The organism is Paenibacillus phytohabitans (assembly GCF_013141775.1).
GTDB classification, from domain to species: domain Bacteria; phylum Bacillota; class Bacilli; order Paenibacillales; family Paenibacillaceae; genus Paenibacillus_AQ; species Paenibacillus_AQ phytohabitans.
On record NZ_WHOB01000016.1, the window covers coordinates 490,820 to 514,403 of the forward strand.

Below are 23,584 nucleotides of genomic sequence, written 5' to 3' on the forward strand. Positions count from 1 at the left end.
AATTATCCTTAAGTATTACTACGTTACTCTACCTTCATCCATAGAGCATTCTGCCGGTCATCTGGACTTGATAAAACTATCATCCCAGATTGATGACCATCAGGAACTAAGAATCCAACCCAACCGTTGAAGGGATTTCCTTCGGATACACTGGGAGAATTTTTGGAGAACATAAAAGAAGGAATTCTCTTTAAAGTTACCGCGTCAATATATTCAAACCTATAATTATTTATTGATATCGATGCCCCAGGTTTTTCAGATGCTAAGACTTCAAGGTTCACTTTTACAAAAATATAGGTATAACCGCTTGGAGCAGTTCCTTTTATCTCCTGAAGGTTTTTCACAACATCCTTTCCTGTGCTCGCTTCTTCTATAGAGACTGAACCAACGAATTTATCAAAATTTTCATTCATTTCGAAATATGCTTTTGAACCAAAAATTAAAGGATTTGACTCATTGTACCCGCCGTACATACTTATATCTCTTCTCAAAATACTAATTGTATTCGACTCTGGCATGACATGATATGACCCTCCCATCCCTTCAATAACTGTACGCAAAGGTACATAGGTCACTCCATCAATGACTTTAGCTTCCCCTTTAATGGCAGCCCCGTTTACCCTTAAAGAGTATGCTGCAGTGGCTGCATAGACCGTAATGGATAGACATACCACTGACAACATAATAAGAAAACTTGATGCCATTAACTTTTTGTTCATTGTTACCACACTCCTTGACCTGAAGATATCTGTTCGATAACTGCCTACTTGACCAATTCCCTTCCCAATTTTCTTTTTAATATTCGACAATATCCCCTTCTGCCCTTCCAAAAGAACTTCCCCCATGTGATTTTTTTCCAACAAAAAAACCGAAGCTTTATTTTCACTCCGGTTTTCATTACTAACGTACTATAGACCTTCGTAAACAGAATCTTGGTCACTAAATACATCGATCATCATTAAAGCTCCTATTTTATAGCCTTGGATAAATGATAATGCTGAATGCAACGAGCTTGAGTCACTCTGTAAATCATAGAGCTTTTCGACTTGGTCAAAATCTTCTTCGGATAACCTCGCTTTGAGCATTTGCAATATGCGAAAACTGCATAAATAACAATATGCATTTTTCGCATAAAATAAACTTGGCTTGGGTGATGAGCATTGTACACAAGAATCCGCGATCTACGCGAAGACAAAGATCTGACGCAGCAACAAATGGCTGAGCTTTTACATATCACACAAGCCACCTACTCCCGCTACGAGAGCGGGAATTTGGATGTTCCGAGTGCCGTTTTAATTACACTGGCGAATTTCCACAAAGTAAGCATCGACTACATTTTAGGGCAGACCGATAATCCCAAGCGCTATACGCAAAAATAAAATAGTAATCAACAAAAAGAGGCTCCTGTGATGATCACAAGAGCTTCTTTCATTTGTAGCCCTATAAAGTAGATCTGGATATTCCGGATGAATTCCCGGGCCAAGTTATCCTCTAAACGACTCACATTTAATAGTCATTCCGGTTCTCTTTCAGGCGGATTACTTGTATTTGAGTTGTAAGGTGATTGGTGCAGGAATTCCAAGATCATCCGCTTTCTGTGGCATAGATCCGGTAATTTTTATAAAATCCTGCCCATAATACAACATTTCCCTCCTCATTTCGGCCCAAATCCAGAATTGTTGTACAAAAGGCAGCATTTCATCTTCACCAAGCGACTCAGCTGGATTATTCTTGTATTTCATACAACAATTCTCCCGATCACCCGGTTATCCATGAATCAAAGTTGCAAAACGTACAACATTTATGCCTGCATTGCTTCCTAAGAAGTCTCCACATTGCCGCTAAAGAATCTAGCGTAAGGCTTAACATATTCCGCAAGGCCCACTGTTACTGACCGGTAATTTGAATGGTTGCTGTGTTAAGGCTCAATCCCCCACACCAGCTGGCCATTCATATATCCGGTGACCTGCTCATTGTTAACAAATTGACTGGCGGAGGCCTTGAACGAATAATCGTTAGCCTGGTTGTAATTGGACCAGTCGGTTTTGGAGAAGCGGGTCTGGATCTCCGCGCTCTGGCCGGGATTCAGTGTTCCAGCCGAGCTTGTGAAGCCAATTTCCAGCGCATAATCGGCACCGGTAACCGGGGTTGCCAGCTTCACGAACTTGCTGGTTACGTTCGCGCTTCCGGCACTGGACCAGTCGATCCAGAAGCTCTGATCTTTCTCGCCGTCGATCGTGTAGTAATACCGGAGCTTCACATCACTGAGCTGAACTGCCGAATTGCCGCTATTGACGACTTTGAATTTGGCCGATATTCCGTTAGTAGAGGCACTGGTGTTGCCATTAAAAGCCTGGATCGTCAAGCCGCCAGTTGGTAGCGGAACACTGCTATCTGCTACATTTACCGTAAGCACAGCGTTATTTCCTCCATTGAAATGGAAGGTGATCGGATTCTGACCGAGCGGCAGCGTGGAGAGATAAGATTTCTTCAAGACAATCGTTGCGCCTGATGCCGTATAATCCTGGCCCGATACAAGCGTGTAGCTTCCATTCGTCAGGTTTGCAAGCTGATGTCCGTTTAAGGTAAGGGCTACGGAAATATCCTGCGCTTGGGCCGGTGCTTTATCAAATGCCGCGCTCACAGGTGCAATAGATGCACTTGGCGTTGTATCGACAATTGTAACTTTCAATACGGGATCTTGTCCCTGATTGAAATCCAAGACAATCGAATGCTCGCCAACGGAGAGCGTTGCCAGGAATGACTTTTTCAGCAGCAGCGTATTTCCGCTTACAGTATAATCCTGCGTCGCGGTCAAGGCATTGCCCCCAGTCCGGAGGGCAGTTAACGTATTGCCGTTAGCATTCACGGTTATGGCTTTGTCGCTCTGAGCCGCTGCATACTTGTTAAATTCGATACTTGCAGGTGTAATGGACGCGCTAGGGTTTGGATTATTGACACTCAAATCAGGCAGCTCATCCAGCGTAATGACATAATTGCTCTGATACAGCGTGGTCAGTGTAGCCGGATAATTAAAGGCAGAACTCATGAGATGCTCGCCATACCACGGCAGGAAATAGAGCCAGCCCGACTTCTCCTCGGTCAGATTCTGTACGCTTGGGACAGTATCGTTCTCGGTCATGGCTACCATTTTGGTGCCGCCGGTTAGATCCACCAGCTGATAGAATATCGAGGTAATGGCATCCTCATTGGGCACACCCGACAAACCGTCATAGCGGTTGTAGACGGTATTGTATTTATCGTACCCGACAATATCCACCTGATCGTCACCGGGATACCAGGCGGGAGAAGTGCTGTACACATAGCTGTTATACGTCCAGATCAGGTTGTGCAGGTCATAGGTTTCTGTAAGCTCAGTATAGAGCTGATCCCACAGCTGCTTATATACCTCTGCGCCTGCTGATGCCCACCAGAACCACGCGCCTTGCCCGTTCAACCCGCCGTTACCTTCGGCCTCGTGATAGGGTCTGAAGATAACCGGCACGTTGTTATCCTGCAGAATCTGCAGCTGCTCCGCCAAATCGGCTATGGCCAGCTGTACGTATTGGTACTCTTTCGTCCCGGGAATGACTGCATTCGCTGTATTAAAATTAGTTTCCGTCGGCTTGTAGGTAGCTTCCTTCCAATCCACAAATTCCCCCAGCTGATAGGCAGTGAAATCCCGGGGAACTGTGAGATGCCAGCTGTTAGTCGCAATCCCGCCCCGGTTGTTCACCCAGTCGATCATCCGCGCGGTTGTACCGTCCTCCCAGCCGTATAGCGGATTATAGTTCATCAGATCGAACCCGCGGATGGCCGGATACTTGCCGGTTAAATTGTGAATCCAGTCGAACTCCAGCTCGGAATTCCCGTCATTGCCTCCCCCGTAAATCTCCTGCTGGCCGGAGATCATATGGTTGCCGTAGACCTCTGTCAGATAATTCATCAGCAGCTGAGTTTCCGGTGTAGCTTGAGCATCACTGAGAACAGGCTGCACATCCAGGGGATCCAGATCGGCAACATCCACACTGAAGCTGTCAAAATAAGCGAAGCCCCAGCCCGCCTTCAGCTGGATGGTATTACTGCCCTGATTCAGCTTGTGATAGCCAAAATCGAAATCCGACCAAGTGGTCGTGTAAGGCAGCATATACGAACCCTTCGTAACGCCGTTAACGTTCAACGATTGAAGCCGGCCGTCTTCGCTAAGCTCCTGCATATAACGGGTAGAGATCGTGTACATGCCTGTTTCCGGGACCGTCACATTGAAGGTAATGGTGCCTGAATTCTGCATCCAGACAAAACCGCTCCCGGTATAGCCGGGCTTAGGTTGTCCGTAAATTTGGGTCGTCACTTGAAGATCGGAGGTGAGCTGAGCATTTTCGCTTTCAATTGTGAAAAGTGCGTTGTCTGCATGAACGGGCGGCGCTGTCATCACTCCAAGCAGCAGAGTAAATGCCAGGATCATTGTGCTTGCCTTCTTGAGCAAATTTTTCATTTCCACCTTTCCTCCCATGATAAAATGGTAAATACTTGATCAATCTATCAAGTCTTGGATGCGCTTTCATAGCAAAGATAACATACATTCCATATTTTGTAAATCGTTGAATATTGAAAATAATGTACCCTGATGCAGGCGCACTAAAAAAACTCCCGCTAATCCGATTAGCAGGAGTTTCTATCGAGAGGTTCAACATTAATCATACAAGACTTCAATCATCTGCCTTGTCTTCGCCAGCTGCTCCACCGTTAAATCATGCTGGGCAGAGGCATATACGCTAAAGACAATATCGAGTACAAATAACTGGGCGAATCTCGAGCTAGTTGCCGCACTGCGAAGCTTAGCTTCCGGCGCGCGTGATGTAAATAAAGAGACATCCGCAAGCTGGGCAAGCTTGTTATTTCCGGGGCGGGTGAGACTGATCGTTTTGATCCCCTGCTCCTTTGCCCGTTTCGTTAATTGAATGACCTCTCTCGTCTCACCGCTATACGAAATCCCCCAGAAGACGGCGTTTTCTGATTTCGTAGCCATGGCTGCTGCCAATAAATGACGGTCTGAAATCGCATATACATTTTTGCCGAGCCGAAGCCATTTCTGTGCTGCATCCTCTGCAATGATAAAAGAGGCGCCAATCCCATACACATAAATAACCTCTGCCTGTTGTAACAGGCGCACAGCCTGCTCGATCGATTGCGCGTCCAGTTGGCTGGCCGTATTCTGAAAGGTCAATATGGTATTCGACAGCATTTTATCAATGATAGAATGCACCGTTTCATTCGATTCAACATCAAAGTAGCCCACATAATTCGTGTTCTCTACTTCAGCGGATAAACGGATCTTCAGAGCGGGGAAACCCTCGATGCCCACTGACCGGCAAAAACGGACAACCGCCGCACTGCTTGCCTCCGCTTTGGCTGCTAACTCATGTATGGTCATATGCATCACTTCTTTTGCATTGGCAAGAATGAACTCAGCTACTTTTTTTTCTGATTCCGGCAGTTCATTTAATACCAGTTCAATTTGGGAAATCATGCTTCCTGCTGCCAAGTTCTTAGCTCCTCTCCTCAGTCTATTCTCCTTATTGTAACAAAATAGATGGGAGTAATCATTAAGTAGCAGCTGTGAAGCTAAAGCGCCTTCCGCCTTGTCTGACGTAGTCCAATAGAGGAAGGTCCTCTTCTATCACATGACCAATCACATTAACAGCTTCATGTGCCGGCAGATCTCTTAATGTGATCTGCAGCTCATGTTCATACCGGCCATACAAATAATTATCGACGGTAATCGTTCCTCTAGGCCGCTTGTTCGTATGCATTGGCGCAATACTTCGGGTCATTACAAAACGTTCCTGATCTGTCCTCGCAGTTTCCGACCGGACCACATCACGGGCAGCATCCAGGCGGTTCCGGTGAACCGTATCCCAAAGGGCATAAGGCAGTTCTTGGGTTACCCGCAAAGGAATAATCCCATCTTTATACCGCTGAAATTGAATCTGAGACCCTTCGGAAAGGGTTAAATCGCCAACGAAAATTTTGTCTACCGCACAATCCTTCTCTAATTCCAGATAAGCTAGAAAAGAAGATTGATTCCGGTGCTTCTCTAAGGTAGGCAAGCTATGAAATAACGGTTTTCTCTTCAGCCCGTCTCCCGGAATAAAGGCCATAGTCATAATGCCTTCCGCCTGCAGCCATCTGTTCTTCGCTATAAATGCTTCTTTATCCAGACCTGTCTCCGGGCGGGGATAATAATTATGCCAGGCCTGGGTATTCTCAAGACAAATATGATGCTCTTGTAATGCAGTTAAGAACTCTGGTGTTAAGGTGCTGGCGTTTAAGGCGATTTTCATTTGTTGTGAGTAGGCAGCGATTTCATCGGCGCTAAAACCAAAATCCATCCGCAAACCTGTAACACCAGCATCCAATAGAAAGGGAAATGAAAATTTCTCCAATGCTTTTCCGGAAATATCCGCCATCAAGTCCATTCCTAACCGCCGGGCAGCGTTTGCGATCTCCAGCAATTTCTCCTTCAGTTGTCCGATATCATCTTCCGGCATATGAAGAGAGGTGAATATCTCCGTACAGCCTGCAGCCTTCATTTGTTCCATATACTTGACGTTGTCTTCTAACGTGCGGTCCGCCACAAAAATTGAAATTCCGAGCAATGGAATCACCTCAATAGTTCGAATCAGTTAATCCTGTTCTGCCATAGCCTCTTTGGGTGTGCCGAAGAGATAAGTGGCAATAAATCCGCCAGCGTAAGCCGCAATTAATCCTATGACGTATTTCAGCCATAATCCATTCGCAATCAAGGGAATTAACGCAACCCCGGAAGGACCAATGGCAATCGCTCCAACGTTGCCGAATAAACCAATGACCGCACCGCCGATCCCTCCGCCAATACAAGCTGTAATAAACGGCCGGCCCAGCGGTAAGGTAACCCCGTAAATTAAGGGCTCGCCGATTCCCAGAATACCCACCGGAAGTGCGCCTTTAATCATGTTGGTTAATGATTTATTCTTCTTGCAGCGAATCCATAATGCAATGGAAGCCCCAACCTGCCCCGCACCAGCCATAGCCAGCATCGGAAGCAACAGCGTCATCCCTGAATCATTGATCATCTCAATATGAATCGGCGTCAATACCTGATGCAGTCCTAACATAACAAGTGGAAGGAACGCTGCTCCTAATACGAAGCCTGAGAATGCACCGCCAACCTCTAGCGTCCAGTTGATAGCTCCGATTAAATTGGTGGAAATAAATCCGGCGAATGGCATGATGAAGAAGATTGTAATCAGCCCTACGGCCAGCAAGGCGATTGTAGGTGTAACGATAATATCAACCGCATCCGGAATCACTTTACGCAAATATTTCTCCACGATGGATAGAATCCATACGGCGATTAGAACGCCGATAACCCCACCTTGCCCTGCCGTTAAAGGTGCCCCCGTAAATATATTAAAAATGGGCAGGTCAGCTGTAACCCCTGTTAAGAGCGTTACCCCGCCGATTACACCACCAAGCGCAGGAGTAGCTCCAAATTCTTTAGCTGCATTAATACCGACGTAAATCACCAGGTAACTGAAAATCGCGTTTTTGATAACATTTAAGATCGTTACATACTGCTGCCAGGTTGCAGTGTCTAAGTTGCCCGCTGTAATATTGTTAGCTAGAATTGAGCCAATACCCGCAATTAATCCGGCTCCAACGAATGCAGGGATAAGCGGTATGAAAATATTCCCGATCTTCCGTAAAAAGTTTTTGAACGGCGTATCATTCTTCTTTTTAAGCTGCGCTTTCATTTGTGCGCCTTTGGCCTGTAATTGTTCAGCCGAAATAGTACTTTCGCCCGCTGTAGCACTCTCTTCAAGCACGATACCGAACTCTTCAGCCACCTTGGTCACGACCCCGGGTCCGAGAATGACTTGATACGTATCATCATCCACCACACCCAGAACCCCGTCGATTTGCTTCAGCTCTGCTTCGGCGATCCGGCTGCGGTCCACAACCGTTACACGAAGACGGGTCATACAATGGGTATACGAGGATACATTCGCTCGGCCACCGATAGCCCCTAGTATTTTGACCGCTAAATCATGATATTTACTCATGTTTGTGCCCCTTTCTTCTTATCGCTTTATTGAATCGCCTGACGTACGAAGCCTTGTGATTCTTCGAGCCGTTGCACAGCTTCTTCTTTAGATAGTCCCGCCAGAATCATTACAATGGCAATCTTCGGCTTCTGATCGGCCTGCTGCAGATAATCCTCTGCCGTTTCAGCGTCACACTCTGTCGCATCCATAACAATCCGTTTGGCACGTTCAACAAGCTTTTCATTCGTTAGCTGTACATCCACCATTAGATTTCCATACACTTTGCCCGTACCGATCATCGAAGCTGTAGACAGCATATTGCAGATTAATTTCTGCGAACTACCGGCTTTTAAACGTGTTGACCCTGTTAATACTTCCGGTCCATTTACAACTTCTATCGCAATCCTGGCTATTTTACCAATCGCTGAATCCTTGTTGCAGCTTACGGCTACAGTTGGTGTACCTATAGAATTGGCATATTCTAATCCGCCGATAACATATGGTGTGCGTCCGCTGGCGGCAATTCCGACGACTACATCTTGGGCTGTCAGCTTAATGTCCTGTAAATCCTGCACCCCTAATTGTTCGTTGTCCTCTGCACCTTCGACCGCCTTGATAAACGCCCTTTCTCCCCCGGCAATTAGCCCGATGACCTCCTCTGGTGTTGTTCCAAAGGTCGGCGGACATTCAACAGCATCCAGTAAGCCGATACGTCCGCTTGTTCCAGCCCCCATATAAATTAAGCGTCCGCCTTGTTTGATCGCCATGGTAATCACTTCTACTGCTTTGGCAATTTGCGGAATCTCTTGTTTAACCGCTTGTGCGACCTTATGATCTTCTTCATTCATCACTTCCAGAAGTTCAAGAGGAGTTAATTCATCCAGGTTCATTGTTTTCTTATTGCGGGTCTCTGTTGTCAAATGCTCTAACATGATTTCCTCATCATCCTTTTCTGTTTATGAAATCGCTCTCTAAGTGAAGAATAACATCACTGAAATATTATTTCAACATTAATTTTTTTTAATTAAAATTTAATATCAACAAGAGGTTGGGTACGCAAAAAAAGAGCCTGCCCCAAAAGCTACTATTGGCATCTGGGACACCTTCAATTCTTAAGTAAGAACAACGTGTGCACTTGAGTGGACGCTCCGCGAACGGACTGTTTAAGCGGAAAGCGAATCTTCAATCTTATAAAAGCACAAAAAAAGAAACCGCTCCTGTGTAAAATGGAAGTACAACCCAACCATTTCAAATCAAAGGAGAAGCTTCTTACTTTTGTACATTCAACAAACCATGGACCAACCCAATTACAAACCACCCAACCGGTACGTATAAGTCTTGCTGTCTTTCTTGCTGTCCGTGAATTCAAACTGCAGTTCTGACTTATCAGCGCCGCTGCCTGCGAACTTGATCCCATCATATTTGAATCCCGGCATATCCGTAGGGTTAATTCCGAACTCTTTGTAGAGGAGGATTGCCTGCTTGGCTCCGGTGTCAATCAGCGTCAGCAGACCTTCTTGCGAGGATCGGGCAATTAGATAACCCTCTCCTATGGCTTCAATAGCGTAGGTTTGCTCCGGGGTACCTGCCAGCTTCGAAACGTTCCAGGCTTGCAGGACGGAAGCATCCGGCGCAATCAACCGGACCGTGTGGCCGTCGTTCATAACGGCGTTCCCGGCATACGTCTTCAAGTCCTCAGGAGAGAACTGCCAGTAATGGGCAGTCGATTGGCGCAGGATGGCCCCTTTTTTGACAAAAAGGTTGAATACCGTCAGGTTGATCGAAGGTTCACCGCTGGAATTCTGAATGGTCACCAAATCCGCATCTTCTGAAATCTTCACCGATGTCAGCTGTGTTCCCGCAATATAATAAGGTTCAAGCTTGGCTGTAGAGGCGCCCATAGAGTGAACCACTCCGGCTGCATCCCGCTTATATAAAGTGCCGTCCACCCCGTTTAAGAAATACGCGTCTTTGCTGGTCTGGCCGTCACCGACAAATTCAGGATAGCTGATGAGCGCCTCCCGGCTGTCCGCATTCCATTGCAGTGAGCCCCCAATAGCATCATTCACGAACCGCAGTGGGATGTAGAGCTGCTTATTCACCTGCTGGAAGGCTGCGGAATAAGTGATTTGCTTCCCGTTTACCGTTGCAATGCGGCTCCCGATCTTCATGCTGCCCTTCGTGAACAGATTCCCGATGTTGATCATTTTGGAATGTTCATCATAACTGACCGTTGCCCCCCTGACATAGAGCATGTCCAGCGAGAGCATTACCATTCCATTCATTAGGGTGGCTCCTCCTGCTGAGGAGGTGATCTGCGAGTTGTTCAAATAGATACGGATAGCCGGTAATTTCGCGGTCTGTGCTGTACTAGTAGCTGCTGCTTCCATAGCGGGGGGATGAACAACACCCGTGACAAGAACACTAAGACCAATGATCTGCAGAATTTTTTTGAAAGTAATCATAAAGAGCCCGCCCCTTCCTTTCTCAGAAAATACCATATCTCAAATCATAGCATACAGCAGATAGAATACAAAAATTAAATGGTAGACTGAGAAAAGTCAGGAAAGCGGGACGGGCAGTAAGTATTAGTTATCTCACTTCTTGACGGACACCCGAAGCGCTTGCCTTACGGATCGCATCCATCAGACGATGCACGCGGACCGCCTGGTTGAAATCGGGCAATTCCACCTCTTCCCCGTCAAGCCGCTGCGCCAGTCGGGCATAGAGATGAGCCACATTGTACCCGGGACCGGCAGGCAGATGCCGTACCAGTGAAGTATACACTTCTGGTGTTTCCAGTATCTCTGTCTCACCGGAAGTTCGGACGAGCTGAAGCTTCAGCCGGTCCATCTGAAACATTAGCTGATCCTGCGGAGTGATGACCAGTTCACCACCGGTTCCGATGATCCTCAGCGTAAATCCAGGGGCACCGCCATTAACAAACTGGGCCGAAACTAGTGCATTCTGTGCCAGCTTCCCGTTAACGAGCACGTGATCCGGTGCATTTGCGGTCACTGATGCACCAGTCTCCAGTACGTGAACTTCAGGGTATTGCGTATCCAGCCTACCGGACACCTCTACAAACGGCGCTACCATATATTCAATCGCATCAAGTATATGCGCTGCCCCGATTGTCAGTTGATCTGCCCCGTTAGCTTCATCCAACAGATAGACATGTGCCTGGTCCACTGTTCCGTTCGCGGTAGGAAATACAGGCAGGGTAACTATTGTATTCACAGCCAATATTCGGCCAACAACACCTTCTGTGACCAAGTCCCTGATGTAGCGGACAGTTGGATTCCCCCGTGTCTGAAGACCCACTATATGCTTCACTCCCCGTTCTTCCGCGAGTTCAAGCAGCGCTTCCGCCTCCGCAGTGTTCCTGGCAAGCGGCCATTCACTGTACACATGTTTGCCGCCATCCAAGGCTTCCCGGATCAGTCGGTCATGTTCGGGTACTTTTACAGTTACCACTACTATGTCAATTCCGCTCTGCCCTGCCATCTCTGAAGTACTTGTATAATAAGAGCCGATGCCGTGGAGCTCAGCCGCCGCCTGTGCGCTCTCTACCCGTGTGCCGGTTACTGCTCTCACCTCATAATTCTCAAGCGCTGCGAGTGCGGGAATGTGAGCCAGTCCACCCCATCCGCCTGCTCCAACGATTCCCGCTCCCCATGATGCTTTTTTTAACATAGCCATATATTGTTACCTCCACATTTAGCGTTGTACTGACACGATTGAATATAACCGTTATAATCAAAACAAAAAAGTACGCACTTTTTCGTAATATAGTTACCATTTGGGTACGTTGAAGGAGATCGATAATCATGACATATGAGCCTAACGAGGGGAATGCTAACGCTATACCCGGCAATACAAAGTACCACAATCCGACCGAAGCCACACTGGAGCGGATCGGCGGCAAGTGGAAGACAGCCATTCTCTGCCTGCTGGCCGAGCAAGGAACCATGCGTAACGGAGAGATGCTGCGCACGCTGTCGCCGGTCACCCAAAAAATGCTCACCCAGCAGCTCAAAGAGCTTGAAGCAGACGGGCTTATTCTCCGGACCGTGTTCTCGGAAGTGCCTCCTAAAGTGGTATATGAGCTGACGGACAGCGGACGGTCTCTCGGGATGGTCCTTGATCCGCTTTGTGAATGGGGCAAACGGTTTGTTAATACAGTAAACCAGGACACAAGCACCGGGAAAGAATAAATCAAAAAAAGCCTCTGTCATCTAAAATGACAAAAGCTCCTTCATCCGGCAGACCTCTCTGCCTCCAGTACAAATAACTTTATGTATCTTAAGCCTTAAATAAAATAACAATTTCGGTAATCAGGATCAGCCCGGCAGCAGACACGCCCAGTGAATTAATGATTGTCAGCGCGTCCGGGTAGTTCTCTTTCCGGAACTGTGAGCAGAGCGAAACCGTCCATAACACGCTGAAAAAGAGTCCGGCTGACCCGCAGCCATGCTCATTCAGCACCTGTCTTCTGCGTTGAAAGAACCGGCCCAGCCCGGCAAAAGTGAACACCATATAAATAATAAGCTCAGCCGATGATATCGCAATGACCTCGCCTGCAGAAAAAAGATGCATTAATGCGTACTGAATGCTAAACCCCATAATTACAAGCATGTTAAAGGAAACCTTGTGTAAACTCAAGTCTTCTTCCTCCCTTTGCGTAATAATGTACACAGCATTAAGATAACGCTTACATTATAATTGTAATCGTTTTCCTTTTCTGTGATTAATGACGCTTCCGGCCTATAGGATACTATGCATTATGGGTCTTATCAGCCAAATATTGCACACACAAAAACCGAGCTGTGACGGTAACAGCCCGGTCTCTCTACAAATCTATACATAGATCATGATTATTTTACCGCTCAACTTACATAGCTATCAGAAAATCATTCACAGCCTGTGTTCTCTTATCGCCGTTCTTCTCGAGCAGCAACAGGAAATCACCAAGCTGTGTCAGCAGCCTGCTGTTATCGGTCTGCTCAGGACCGGCTTCGGAAAGGGTATTCTCATAAGCGATAACTGCTTCTTCCTTGATGACCTGTGTCTTCTGGTCGAACAACGGTGTGTTCGGGGTTCCGTAGAATACATACCTTCTGGACACTTCAAAAGCTTTTTTCACCGCCGCAGTTCGGTTAGAGGTCTTGTATGTCTGTACAAAAGCCTCATATTGCACCGCCCGTTCCACAACTTGGTACCAGTCAATCTGTAAAGTTCCGTTGATCACAGACGGCTGCTCCGACTCTGCTGCCATCAGATCAATGTAAGCCTGCAGATCTTGGCTGATGTACGGCTTGAATACTTTGAAGCTCTTGTAATGGATAACCGGTACAAACTGGCCGCCGTCCGTCCCCAGCTTATAGTCCATGGCCGTCAAGTCCTGCAGTACCACGCGGGAATCGTACTGCTTCACCTTGAAGCGCGCCAGCACCATGGTCATGCCGGAGGTGTATATGCTTTTGATATCCTTTTGAATGGCAGGTGTATTCATGCGTTTGGTGGCTGTGGGCAGATAAGCTTTCAAAGCATTTTCCAGATGCAAAACGGCCAGATTGGCCTCTGCCTGCGTCATTTGACTAATACGGTTAACTAAGGTCGCCTGGGCCAGACTGAGCGTGGAAGGCTTCTTCACTCTTTGCTCAAATAAGCTGAAGGCTTCCGTAGGCTTCACCGCCGCTGCCTCTGTATATTGAGGGAAGGCACCAAGGACGGTAATCCCGGCACCCGTCAAAAGCATTGCTGAGCCGAGCGCCGCTGCTACACTTTTCGTAAACCTGGTTTGTCTCATGAACACACACCTTTCAGAGATCCTCGGATATAGCTCTCATTTTACCATACATTAACAATAGGTTCGTTATGCTCAAGCCTCTCTCTGCTTTCGCTAATCCAATCCTTGAACCATTCATTATCTGATGAACTGAATGTCTCGTCACCATCGAAATTTCGGTATGCCCCGATGTAAACAATCAGCTCTCTGAGCTTCAGGAATACAGGGATTTGCTTCAGCCAATACTGCTCCAGGGTGTTCTCCCGGCTGTACCCCTTCATGAAATGATCCATAAACCGAAGTGCCTGTTCCTCACGGTCGTCCCGACCCTCTTCCCCGCCGTATACATAGACCAAATAATACAGCTGAATGGCGATATCTTCTACAAACCAGCTGTATTGTGCCTCATCGAAATCGAATAACGTTATTTCACCTTGCTCGCTCACATGGAAATTACCGAACCCCATATCCCCATGAATCAGTCCGTAATCATCTCTATCCTTGGGAAATTTATGGATAGTCTCGATGATGCTGTAATAAGTCTCTTTTACACGATGGTGTGAGGGGGGCAGGATATCTATATTTTGCAGATAATAATTGAGATTCCATTCATGCCGCCGCACAGTGGCATCCAGATGGTCATACCGCTTGGCAAGCGCATGCATCTTCCCTGTAATCCGGCCCAGCTTCTCATAGGTTGCGTTATCGTTCAGGCATTCGGGATAGCCGATCCTGTTGCCATGGGCTTTGTCAAAGCTGGCGGCAATAAAACACATCTCCGGCGTTACTATAACTTCAGTCCAGTTGCCATCCGCAGAAAGAACCGGACCCGATGCTGAAATTCCGTTGCGGGTCAAATACATAATCCAGTCCAGCTCAGCTCTAACCTGCTCTGCAGTCCGGTGCAACCCTGGCGTAATTCTTAGAATATACACCCCACCGCTCCGCTGATATTCATATACGAAGTTCTGAAACCCGCCTATGTAAGTTAACTCCTCAGGGTTGATTCCATAACGGCTTGCGGCAATACGCATAATATCTTTTCGATCAAAAATGTCCTTTATAGCATTTTCCATTTGAGTAGGCCTCCGGTGACTTAGTTAGATTGCAATAGCGACTATAAAACTAGTAATAAGCATCATCACACTGACCGGCGCCCAAATTCTCCTCTCCCGGACACTCCGTGTCATGATATTCAAGATGGATGAAAGTACTGAAAAACCTACTACAAACCAAATGCCCACAGCTGCAAATTCAAGCCAACCCGGAAGTATAATCCCCGCCTTGCTCAGCACAATCAGCGCCAGGAAAGCCAAGACTGCAATCTGGACTAGGCAAGCGGCACGCATTGGCGCTGGAAGCTTCCCGGGAAACTTTCCGCCCATCGCGAACTCTCCCCACGGCATACCAAACGCCAACGCTGCCTGAAAAAGAATCACGATAGAAACCAACGCGGAAAAAATTACTGCTGAGCTGGATAAGAGCATGATCTCTTTCCTCACTTCCATTAAGTAGCGTCTTGTGAATTATCATAGACAATATAGAGGCAAAAAACCATAATGATTGTATATTAATGGTTTTTTATGAACAGGAGAGCAATTATGAAATTATCAGAAGCGTTTAAGACGGAGCGGCTGCACTTCCGCTTGCTGAATGTAGAGGATGTTGATGTAGTGTATAGACAATTCTCAGACCCGGAGATGTGCAAACTTTTCAGCGAACCGCCATGCAGCTATGAAGAAGCCATAGAAATCATTGAACATTACGCCAGTCCAGAGGGAAAAGGCTATCTCCGTTACGGCATGTTTGATATTGAAACGGATGCATTTATCGGGACCTGCGGCTATCATTACTGGGATCGTGAGCTGAAGCAAGTAGAGATCGGCTATGATATCTGGAAAGAGTATTGGAGGCAGGGGTATATGTCCGAAGCCTTGCCTGTACTCATCAAGCTCTGCTTCGAGCATCTTAACGTGGATTGCATTTATATCCTGACCCATCCACACAATGCTGCATCCATGGCAAGTGTACGCAAGTTTGGATTTGAAGCATGTGAACCCTGCAGAGACGTTGAGGAGGAGCCGCAGGTGTGTATGAGTTTGATGCGAGGGAAGTGGAGTGATTAATGAGGAGCGGATATCTTCTAAATCTCTCCCGGCAATCCGCAAGCTATGAGCATGAGTTGCACTATTATTCCACCCGCCCCAGCACCGCCTCCACCTCAGCCAGATTCACCAGAACCCCTTCCCGCTGCCTGCCCAGCTCCGCAATACTGCTGTCAATGGCATGCACACGTTCCTGCAGCATGTCACGGGCGAAGCGGAGCACCTCTGCTGTCCCGCAGCCGGATTGCGCCTTATGTCCGAACAGACATTGAATCTCCTTCACCGCAAAGCCCCACTGCTTCAGCTGTGCGATGGCCTGGAAATCCCGGACTTCCTTCTCTCCAAAAGAATAACGCTTCCCCTTCAGCTCCGGTGCCAGCAAAGACAGCTCCATGTAGTAGCGCACGGTATCTGCCGTTGTCCCCATCTCTCTGACAAACGCTCCAATCTGCATTTTCCTCCGCCCCCTTGCCATGGGGTTAACCCCATGTGATTAACTCGTATTATATCCCACTGCAAGGAGGAACAAGAATGATCTATCTCCTAATTGTATTGTACGCACTACTCATGGGTGCCGCCGCTATCATCAACCGCCGGAACCTTCAACTATCACTGACAGCGGCTAACCTTCTTGGTTCATTAGCGCTGCTCTGTACACCGTTTCATTCGCTTTTTCTACCGTTTGGGCTGATCGTGTTACTTTGCTGCGCACTTCGCAACGGATACGTGCTTCAGGGGCATATCCATCTGCTTCATGTGCTTGTCCGCTGTGTACTCTCGCTATGTTTATATTTCAGTTCTCCCCTCCTATAAAATATCAAGCGCCGGTACCTGCGGATACTCCCGCTTCCCGGCGCTTGCTATGTTACACTCCACTTACTCTTCCCGCTCTTTTCGCTTCCGTATTTGCTGTGACCAGAAATCTGGCGCAACATAACTGACATAGGAATAATCCAGTTCATCACCCTGCGGAGTGGCTAATTGAATGAGCAATACCTTTTTGAGGTCAGAGGGATGCAGATTCCCTGTTTTGATAGTCGCGACTTGAACGCCAGCATGTTTAGGGGTACCTGTGATAACGACCTGATTGCCTTTGGTATACACAGCTGTAATCTCCGTTTGAAAAGCAATGATATACAGATCCAGATCCGTTTTGTTCTGGAACAGCGGGAATTGAATGCCTACATTCTGCTGGAAATCGTATTGGCTGGATAGACCAATGTCGTAGGTTGTAAATAACCGGTGGAGTGCGTATTGTATCCGCGTAGGCATGTAACTCCATCTTCCTCCACTATAGGTGCTATGCCAGTGCTTTTCGTACATAGGCCTCTGATAGAGAGGGTCATTCTTTATAATAAAGAAAGGTATTCTTGTACCTTCCTTAATTACTCCGGAAATGGATATTGTATCTGTAGGCTGGTGAGCCGCAGCCGCCGCTTCCTCTGGCGAGTTCATAATGGTAATGGGTTCGGGCGGCTCCAGCTGCTTCAGGCGAAATTTCAGCTGTTCCATTTGTTTAGCGGTCTCTTCGGGATTACCGACCCCAGACGTTGGTGAATTTTGAGCATAAATAGTTATGGGGGATGTAGTAAACGCGAGTAACAGGGATAAGATTATTGCCGGACCTTTGCTTAATAATGGCATATGGACCACCTCATCCATAGCTTGTTCCCCACTCCATGAATTTATGTAGGCTGAACGTAAGATCACCTATTGAAATCCTGCACATAAGAGTCAATTTCATAATTCCAAACCCTTGCTGCGACTGGTTTTTTTGAGCATAGAAAAAGGAGTACCTCCCCAAATTCTCGAAGTTATAGGTGACCAAACCGACACCCGAGAATGAAAAGAGGTAATCCCTATGTATTCTATTCGACAAGAAGAACTGTTTTCCTTTAAGGAATTGTTCCTGATGCGCCCAGAAGATAAATACAGCCAAATCTTTGAACACTTAGATCTCGCCAAGGTTCTGCACGTTCTTCGGAAAAAGAACAACCGGGGCCGGCCCGAAGAACTGAATGTACCTGCCATGATTTATTCATTGCTCATCGCTAAAATGGAGAACATCGAGTTTGTTTCTTCCCTGGTCTGGCGTCTTACCCACAGTGAAGAGTTTCGGGCGCAGTGCCGATTTACCGGCTCCGACAATATCCCGAGCGAATCTTCGTATTCCCGTTTGATTCATGCGCTAGAGCAAACCGGAATGCTCGAGAAACTGCAGGATTCCTTGGTCCTTTCTGCTATAGAGGAAGGCTTTGTCAGCGGTACACATCTCGCCGTAGATTCCTCCATTGTGGAGGCTTGGGATTGCCGATTCAGCGAAGCTGCGGCGAAACGCCGCGCGGCCCGCCGTGCCCCAAAGCCAAGCGAGGCTCCGGTAGCTCAGCAGCTCCAGTTCGAACTCACCGAGCCTGAGCCTGAGGTTGTGAACGAGCCGCCGAAGAAACCTGTCTACACCAAGCGTGGACGTCCCTCCAATGCGGAAAAGGAACGCCGGCGTCCAGAACAAGAAGCCTATGAACAAAGTCTCGGACCGTTTCAGAAAACCATTGAAGCGATGTTGCCTTACACGTATGACGAACTGCTAGCCGCGCTGCCCCGGCATGCCGCACGTTGTGACAAGAAGAATACAGAGGGCAGACTCACCAGTTACTACGGTTTTAAGGCGAATGTGCTGGTCGATACGGACTGTCAATATATTGTTAGCGGCGTATGGAGTTCGGCGAATCTGAATGACCAGCGTATGGCGGTTGTCCTGCTCAAAGGCCTGCTCCTGAAGTTTCCCACACTGAAGGTAAAGCATATCTTGGGCGACAAAGGGTACGACTGCGCGGCCATCTACCAGTTAATTCATTCGTTAGGTGCCTATCCGGCGATTCCCATGATTCACCGCAAAGATCCGCCCGAGGGAATGAATGTGGACTACACGCCGGTATGCTCCCAAGGACATGCCTACCGCTACGACAGTTTTGATGCCAAGTACGAAACACTGAAGTATACCCAGCCGAGCGAGTGCAAAGGTTGCCCGCTGCTCAGTTCCGGATGCCAAAAGGTGTTTAAAATCCGCATCCAAACGGATTTGCGTAAGCATACCTATCCCGCAAGAGGGAGCGAAGGCTTTACAGAGCTGTACAAAAAGCGTACGGCAGTGGAGCGTGTTTTTGCCTATCTCAAAGAGTATTTTGGCATGAAACGCACACGTCACCGCGGCGTCCGGGCAAGTGTCGATTTCCAGCTCAGTACGCTAGCCTACAATCTGAGTAAGTTTGCGTTAGACAAGTTGAACCAGCAGTTGAGAAACTCCCAACAAGTGGCCTGATTTTTTTAAAAAATGACCTTGGATTTTGGCCGAGTCTTGCTATTCAGCAAATTGAATTATGAAATTGACTCCATAATACAACATTATCCTGATTTAATCGGCCCAAATCGAAAATTGTTGTACAAAAGGCAGGATTTCTCCTTCTACAAGCGGCTTAACAGAATTGTTGTTGTATTTCGTACAACAATCTTCCCTAGTACCCGGGTATCTACGCATCAAAGTTGCAAAACGTACAACAATTTTGTCTATAGCGCTTAATTTGTCTATAGTGCTTACTAAAATGTATCCTACTGCCGATGTGTTTTCGCCCAGCCTATACTATTCATCAAACAACCCCAATAACCCATCCAGACCATCAATCACATGATCATAGCTGCTCACTTCGCCAAATCCGTAACTCGCGTACACAAAAGGAATCCCGGCAAAACACGCCGCCCTCATATCTCCCTCCGTATCGCCCACATAGACAGGACTGCTTAAGTGATTCCGCTCCATCACCAGCTTGATGTTCTCGCCCTTGGATAGTCCCGTTCTCCCCGGATTCTCGTAGTCTATGAAGTACTTCTGCAGCTGATGGTATTCATAAAAAGCCTCAATATACCCCGCCTGGCAGTTGCTCACGATGAACAGCTTATATTTTGCCGACAACGCCTTGAGCACTTCTTCCAGCCCTTCATACAGCCTTCCGCCTTGCTTCGCCAGACTAAGACACTCTACTTCACAGCATTCTCTGAGGATTCTCTGCTGGGTGTCCTCATCGATATTCGGGAACAGCTTCCGGCCAGCCTCATCTACCTGCAGACCCATGATTCCCTGTAAATCTTCCTTGGTTACTCCGTTCACAACGCCTTGGTAATTGCTGAGCACACTATTCCATCCCACCACTACTACATCCGAAGAATCCCATAACGTGCCATCCAGATCAAAAATAATGCTGTCCATTCCACTTCTCCTAACGTTCAGTTCGTAGTTGCTGCTGCGGCCAGGCCCAAATCAAATGAATCATATTCAGCGAGTAGCTCTCTACCTTACTAATCTGCATCCCGGACTCCCGGACCAGTCCAATAATATCCCGGGTGTGATAGCATCCATAGACACGGTACAGCAGCGGATTCAGTGCCCGTTGCAGCGTTGACACCAGGAAGTTAGAACTGATCCCATGCTCCATCAGCAGGATAGTTCCGTCCGGCTTACACCAGCGGTTCATCTTCTTCAGCATCTCCAGGGGATTCTGATAGCTGCAACAAGATAACGTAGAAACAATAGTATCGAAGGATTGCCAGGGGAAGCTCATTTCTTCCATATCTGCACATACAAAATTGGCGTTCACGTGGTAATGTCCTGCTGCCTGCCGCGCTTTCTCAAGCATTGCGCTGCTGAAATCCGCTGCAGTAATCCTGACCTCCCTGGGATAGTAAGGGAAGTTAGCCCCCGCCCCCACTGCCAGCTCAAGCACATCTCCTTGTGCCTGGCCTATAAGATTCCGGCGCCAGCGCTGCTGTTTGGGATCTTCTCTTTTGCGGGCATAGTCTGTGGCCTGTTTATCAAAAATACGGATCAGCTTCTGCTTATCCATCTGCGCCGGTCACCCCATTCATTAATAGAGTCGTTTCTCGTAGCTCTCCTGTATGCCTTGCCGGACTACTTCCACAGTAAACTCGGCAGAATTCACATGATCCGCGATAATCGCCGGAGCAGACGGAAGCGAGGCTTCTGCGGGCCAGGAGCCGCTGTCCCAGAGCTGCGATCTTTTAAAAGCCTTGGCACAATGCATATAGCATTCCTCCACCTTCACACCAATTCCCAAGGTTGGCCGTTTATCCCGGACCCTCATCCTATCCAGAATAGCCTCATCTCTGATCACGTAAGCTTGCCCGTTAATCCGCAGGGTCTCTTCAAGCCCCGGGATGATAAAAATCAGTCCTACATTGGGGTTAGCGAGGATATTTAGCAAGGAATCAAATCTGCGGTTGCCCGGCCGCTCCGGAATCACCAAATGACCGTCATCCAGCACCACTACCGATCCGGGTGCATCCCCGCGTGGAGAGACATCGCAAGAGCCGTGTTCATCTGCGGTGGACAGGAATAACAGCGGTGACATAGCGATAAAATTGCGGCAATTATGATCCAGATGATGGATCGATTTACGCTTCACCACCTCACTGGGATAGCCCAGGAGTTCTCTAAGCTCCGCTTCTGAAGTCAGAATTTCTGTAAAAGGATTATTCATCTAGCGTCCTCGATTCTTGTTTGGCTTCTATAAATATATTCTATAATCATATACCCGAAACGTTTCTCAGCGCCAGATCTTCATCCGCTCATCGAGGGTAGAAGTATGCAGTTCTAGCTGGATTCCATCCGGATCCAAGAAATTAACGGACCAGCCTACTCCACGCTGTATCGGGCCTCTTACAATATGTACATTACTTTGCTTCAGGATGCCCACAGCATCATTGAAATCGTTCTCTGCGATATAAAAAGCCACATGATCCATCCCGGCGAATCCGTCTGCGTGTTCTCCGGCATCCATGCGTTCGACCAGGCAGACCCAGGCACTTCCCCACTCCAGATAAGCATCCGTTCTGCCTCGGTGTCTTAAGGTCATACCGAGAATGCCATGATAGAAATCCAGGGACGTCTGCAGGTTGCGAACATTGATTGTAATATGACTAAATCCGGTGACTTTCATTGCGGTGCCTCCTTTGTGGTTTAAAGGTTTAACTTTTCAGATTATTTTAGCACTTGTATGCCATGTTCATAAACTCGTAAGTGCTTCCGTTTGTATCCTGCATGTAGGTATCTGCTGCGGTAAATCCGGCTTTTAAATACACTTTGATAGCCCTGGTATTAAAGGTTGCTACAGCCAGCGTTATCCGTTCAGGATGGAAATTCACAGTAACATAATGCAGCACCGACTTCAGGAAAGCTTGCCCTGCGCCTCGCCCGGTTAGATCGGGTCTCATGCCTAAACCTATCTCAGAGGTATTACCCTCAATTTGAAGTATGGTAAAAAAGCCTATAAGTTCATCGTCTTGCGAGACAGCGTATGTATGATCCCCACGTCCGGCCGGGTCCAGAAATTCATTTAAATCTTCCTCGTCTGCATCCATATCATAAAAAGAATATTCACCTGTATAATGCCAATGGTATGCAATATCTTCAGCTTGAAGCTGTGTTAATGGTCTAATAACTACAGCCATCGCGTAAACCGTTTGTGCAACACTTCAATCTGATGCTGATCTGCCCATTCCTTCAGGTCCTTTATCCCTTGATCCTCTTTGGCTGAGAAACAGAAACAGTATTTGTATGGCACCAGCAAATTAGCTTTGGGCTTAACCGCTATTACGGGCTTAAAGTATCCTTTGATAAAAATCTTCTTAACCTTTCCCGCTTGTATCTCAATATTCTTGATCTGAAGGGCTTCAGGCTTAATCTCAATGACGAACACTCTGCGACATGTCAACAAGCGATAAATTAATATCCCCATGATGGTTACTGCTACCCCAATGACGAGGAAAGCCATGATTAGCTCTAATAGGGTAGATTTATTGGCTTGCAGCATGAACCATATCCAGCATAACATCAGAATACTCGTACCTATCGTAGCCATAATTTCAGCAGGACGTTTGCCTTTATATCCAATCATCGTTTCCATTCATATCCCCCCGCTTTGGCGATAATAACAACCACTTGGATTCTTATTATAATACAGGAAAAAGATGGAATGCAGCAATCTGTCGTAACATTCTTTGACGGAATAGGCGAATCCCTTAATTTGTGTATTCATTTTTTTGACTAACCGGGTACGAAACTATAAGATATATGGCATGAGAGTGATTTCAGATCAGGAGGGAAAGCCATGGAAGAGTTTGCAGAGTATTTAGCTAAAATTGATAATCCGGTACACCGCGCTGCGACGGAAGAGGTACTGGCCTGGGTGATACAGGAATTCCCCCAATTAACGCCGAAAATTGCCTGGAACCAGCCGATGTTCACCGATCACGGAACTTATATTATCGGCTTTAGTGTATCCAAAGCGCATCTGGCTGTTGCTCCCGAGAAGGCGGGTATGGATCATTTTGCCGATGCCATTAAGCAGGCTGGCCTAGATCATACCAAGCTGCTGGTGCGGATGAAATGGACGAGCCCGGTTGATTACACCATACTCCGACAAATGATCGAGTACAACATTGCGGATAAGGCTGACTGTACAACTTTCTGGCGGGCATAGAAGCCAGCGATGAAACACGGGGATCAGCCAAGAAAAAAAAGGACGTGCAGG

At 47.3% G+C, this 23,584-nt stretch carries 27 protein-coding genes; 5 read left to right on the plus strand and 22 right to left on the minus strand.

Annotated features, from left to right (window positions below; genetic code table 11):
- Nucleotides 1-23: 23 nt before the first annotated feature.
- Both GC101_RS03960 and GC101_RS36885 read right to left on the minus strand, forming a co-directional pair.
- Nucleotides 24-830 (minus strand): hypothetical protein, encoded by an 807-nt coding sequence (locus GC101_RS03960; RefSeq protein ID WP_171716150.1) that lies wholly within the window; start codon nt 828-830, stop codon nt 24-26.
- 78 nt (nt 831-908) lie between these two features.
- Nucleotides 909-1,085 carry a DUF6809 family protein gene (locus tag GC101_RS36885; protein ID WP_425497133.1) on the minus strand — a complete coding sequence of 59 codons (177 nt, stop codon included), beginning with the start codon at nt 1,083-1,085 and terminating at the stop codon, nt 909-911.
- A 75-nt stretch (nt 1,086-1,160) separates the two neighbouring features.
- Here GC101_RS36885 and GC101_RS03965 point away from each other — a divergent pair, with 75 nt between their 5' ends.
- Nucleotides 1,161-1,379: a helix-turn-helix domain-containing protein gene (locus tag GC101_RS03965; protein WP_171716151.1), complete on the plus strand. Its 219-nt coding sequence runs from the start codon at nt 1,161-1,163 to the stop codon at nt 1,377-1,379.
- Nucleotides 1,380-1,538: 159 nt separating this feature from the next.
- Here the strand turns inward: GC101_RS03965 and GC101_RS03970 are convergent, their stop codons facing one another.
- The 8 genes from GC101_RS03970 to GC101_RS04005 all read right to left on the minus strand — a co-directional run bounded on the left by GC101_RS03970 (nt 1,539) and on the right by GC101_RS04005 (nt 11,789).
- A complete protein-coding gene (locus GC101_RS03970; protein WP_171716152.1) occupies nt 1,539-1,742 on the minus strand; it encodes a hypothetical protein in 204 nt (67 codons plus the stop codon).
- Between the two features lie 176 nt (nt 1,743-1,918).
- The gene (locus tag GC101_RS03975; RefSeq protein WP_171716153.1) at nt 1,919-4,495 is read right to left on the minus strand and encodes a glycosyl hydrolase; all 2,577 of its coding nucleotides are present in this window, start codon (nt 4,493-4,495) and stop codon (nt 1,919-1,921) included.
- 198 nt (nt 4,496-4,693) lie between these two features.
- On the minus strand, nt 4,694-5,545 hold the full coding sequence (locus GC101_RS03980; RefSeq protein WP_083705411.1) for a MurR/RpiR family transcriptional regulator: 852 nt from the start codon (nt 5,543-5,545) through the stop codon (nt 4,694-4,696).
- A gap of 61 nt (nt 5,546-5,606) precedes the next feature.
- On the minus strand, nt 5,607-6,659 hold the full coding sequence (locus GC101_RS03985) for a DUF871 domain-containing protein (protein ID WP_171716154.1): 1,053 nt from the start codon (nt 6,657-6,659) through the stop codon (nt 5,607-5,609).
- 27 nt (nt 6,660-6,686) lie between these two features.
- The gene (locus GC101_RS03990; RefSeq protein WP_171716155.1) at nt 6,687-8,105 is read right to left on the minus strand and encodes a PTS transporter subunit EIIC; all 1,419 of its coding nucleotides are present in this window, start codon (nt 8,103-8,105) and stop codon (nt 6,687-6,689) included.
- A gap of 26 nt (nt 8,106-8,131) precedes the next feature.
- Nucleotides 8,132-9,019, minus strand: a complete 888-nt coding sequence (murQ, locus tag GC101_RS03995; RefSeq protein ID WP_171716156.1) for an N-acetylmuramic acid 6-phosphate etherase — start codon at nt 9,017-9,019, stop codon at nt 8,132-8,134.
- Between the two features lie 375 nt (nt 9,020-9,394).
- Nucleotides 9,395-10,552, minus strand: coding sequence for a copper amine oxidase N-terminal domain-containing protein (locus tag GC101_RS04000; RefSeq protein ID WP_171716157.1), 1,158 nt, complete (start codon nt 10,550-10,552; stop codon nt 9,395-9,397).
- A gap of 127 nt (nt 10,553-10,679) precedes the next feature.
- A complete protein-coding gene (locus GC101_RS04005) occupies nt 10,680-11,789 on the minus strand; it encodes a Gfo/Idh/MocA family protein (RefSeq protein ID WP_171716158.1) in 1,110 nt (369 codons plus the stop codon).
- A gap of 128 nt (nt 11,790-11,917) precedes the next feature.
- Between GC101_RS04005 and GC101_RS04010 the strand changes: the two genes are divergently transcribed.
- Entirely contained in the window at nt 11,918-12,304 is a 387-nt protein-coding gene (locus tag GC101_RS04010) for a winged helix-turn-helix transcriptional regulator (RefSeq protein ID WP_171716159.1), read from the plus strand.
- Between the two features lie 88 nt (nt 12,305-12,392).
- Here GC101_RS04010 and GC101_RS04015 read toward each other — a convergent pair whose 3' ends face one another.
- The 4 genes from GC101_RS04015 to GC101_RS04030 all read right to left on the minus strand — a co-directional run bounded on the left by GC101_RS04015 (nt 12,393) and on the right by GC101_RS04030 (nt 15,386).
- Entirely contained in the window at nt 12,393-12,752 is a 360-nt protein-coding gene (locus tag GC101_RS04015; protein WP_042138272.1) for a hypothetical protein, read from the minus strand.
- A gap of 229 nt (nt 12,753-12,981) precedes the next feature.
- Nucleotides 12,982-13,899 (minus strand): hypothetical protein, encoded by a 918-nt coding sequence (locus GC101_RS04020; RefSeq protein ID WP_171716160.1) that lies wholly within the window; start codon nt 13,897-13,899, stop codon nt 12,982-12,984.
- Nucleotides 13,900-13,940: 41 nt separating this feature from the next.
- Complete coding sequence (locus GC101_RS04025; RefSeq protein WP_171716161.1) at nt 13,941-14,954, minus strand: phosphotransferase enzyme family protein; 1,014 nt, start codon at nt 14,952-14,954, stop codon at nt 13,941-13,943.
- Nucleotides 14,955-14,978: 24 nt separating this feature from the next.
- Complete coding sequence (locus GC101_RS04030; protein ID WP_246354142.1) at nt 14,979-15,386, minus strand: hypothetical protein; 408 nt, start codon at nt 15,384-15,386, stop codon at nt 14,979-14,981.
- Between the two features lie 93 nt (nt 15,387-15,479).
- Here GC101_RS04030 and GC101_RS04035 point away from each other — a divergent pair, with 93 nt between their 5' ends.
- On the plus strand, nt 15,480-16,004 hold the full coding sequence (locus GC101_RS04035) for a GNAT family N-acetyltransferase (RefSeq protein ID WP_171716162.1): 525 nt from the start codon (nt 15,480-15,482) through the stop codon (nt 16,002-16,004).
- Nucleotides 16,005-16,068: 64 nt separating this feature from the next.
- Here the strand turns inward: GC101_RS04035 and GC101_RS04040 are convergent, their stop codons facing one another.
- Both GC101_RS04040 and GC101_RS04045 read right to left on the minus strand, forming a co-directional pair.
- Nucleotides 16,069-16,437, minus strand: a complete 369-nt coding sequence (locus GC101_RS04040) for a MerR family transcriptional regulator (protein WP_171716163.1) — start codon at nt 16,435-16,437, stop codon at nt 16,069-16,071.
- A 422-nt stretch (nt 16,438-16,859) separates the two neighbouring features.
- Nucleotides 16,860-17,495: a hypothetical protein gene (locus tag GC101_RS04045; RefSeq protein ID WP_246354143.1), complete on the minus strand. Its 636-nt coding sequence runs from the start codon at nt 17,493-17,495 to the stop codon at nt 16,860-16,862.
- 349 nt (nt 17,496-17,844) lie between these two features.
- Between GC101_RS04045 and GC101_RS04050 the strand changes: the two genes are divergently transcribed.
- Entirely contained in the window at nt 17,845-19,302 is a 1,458-nt protein-coding gene (locus tag GC101_RS04050; protein WP_171716164.1) for a transposase, read from the plus strand.
- Nucleotides 19,303-19,620: 318 nt separating this feature from the next.
- On the opposite strand, the gene GC101_RS04055 is transcribed toward GC101_RS04050, so the two are convergent.
- The 6 genes from GC101_RS04055 to GC101_RS04080 form a co-directional block, all read right to left on the minus strand.
- The gene (locus tag GC101_RS04055) at nt 19,621-20,244 is read right to left on the minus strand and encodes an HAD family hydrolase (RefSeq protein WP_171716165.1); all 624 of its coding nucleotides are present in this window, start codon (nt 20,242-20,244) and stop codon (nt 19,621-19,623) included.
- Nucleotides 20,245-20,254: 10 nt separating this feature from the next.
- Nucleotides 20,255-20,878 (minus strand): class I SAM-dependent methyltransferase, encoded by a 624-nt coding sequence (locus GC101_RS04060; protein ID WP_171716166.1) that lies wholly within the window; start codon nt 20,876-20,878, stop codon nt 20,255-20,257.
- Nucleotides 20,879-20,899: 21 nt separating this feature from the next.
- Complete coding sequence (locus GC101_RS04065) at nt 20,900-21,532, minus strand: pyridoxamine 5'-phosphate oxidase family protein (protein WP_171716167.1); 633 nt, start codon at nt 21,530-21,532, stop codon at nt 20,900-20,902.
- 66 nt (nt 21,533-21,598) lie between these two features.
- On the minus strand, nt 21,599-21,991 hold the full coding sequence (locus GC101_RS04070; RefSeq protein WP_171716168.1) for a VOC family protein: 393 nt from the start codon (nt 21,989-21,991) through the stop codon (nt 21,599-21,601).
- 46 nt (nt 21,992-22,037) lie between these two features.
- On the minus strand, nt 22,038-22,502 hold the full coding sequence (locus tag GC101_RS04075) for a GNAT family N-acetyltransferase (RefSeq protein ID WP_171716169.1): 465 nt from the start codon (nt 22,500-22,502) through the stop codon (nt 22,038-22,040).
- Nucleotides 22,493-22,957: a hypothetical protein gene (locus GC101_RS04080; RefSeq protein ID WP_171716170.1), complete on the minus strand. Its 465-nt coding sequence runs from the start codon at nt 22,955-22,957 to the stop codon at nt 22,493-22,495. The genes GC101_RS04075 and GC101_RS04080 overlap by 10 nt, the downstream gene beginning before the upstream one ends.
- A 204-nt stretch (nt 22,958-23,161) precedes the next feature.
- Here GC101_RS04080 and GC101_RS04085 point away from each other — a divergent pair, with 204 nt between their 5' ends.
- Complete coding sequence (locus GC101_RS04085) at nt 23,162-23,533, plus strand: iron chaperone (RefSeq protein ID WP_171716171.1); 372 nt, start codon at nt 23,162-23,164, stop codon at nt 23,531-23,533.
- Nucleotides 23,534-23,584 lie beyond the last annotated feature (51 nt).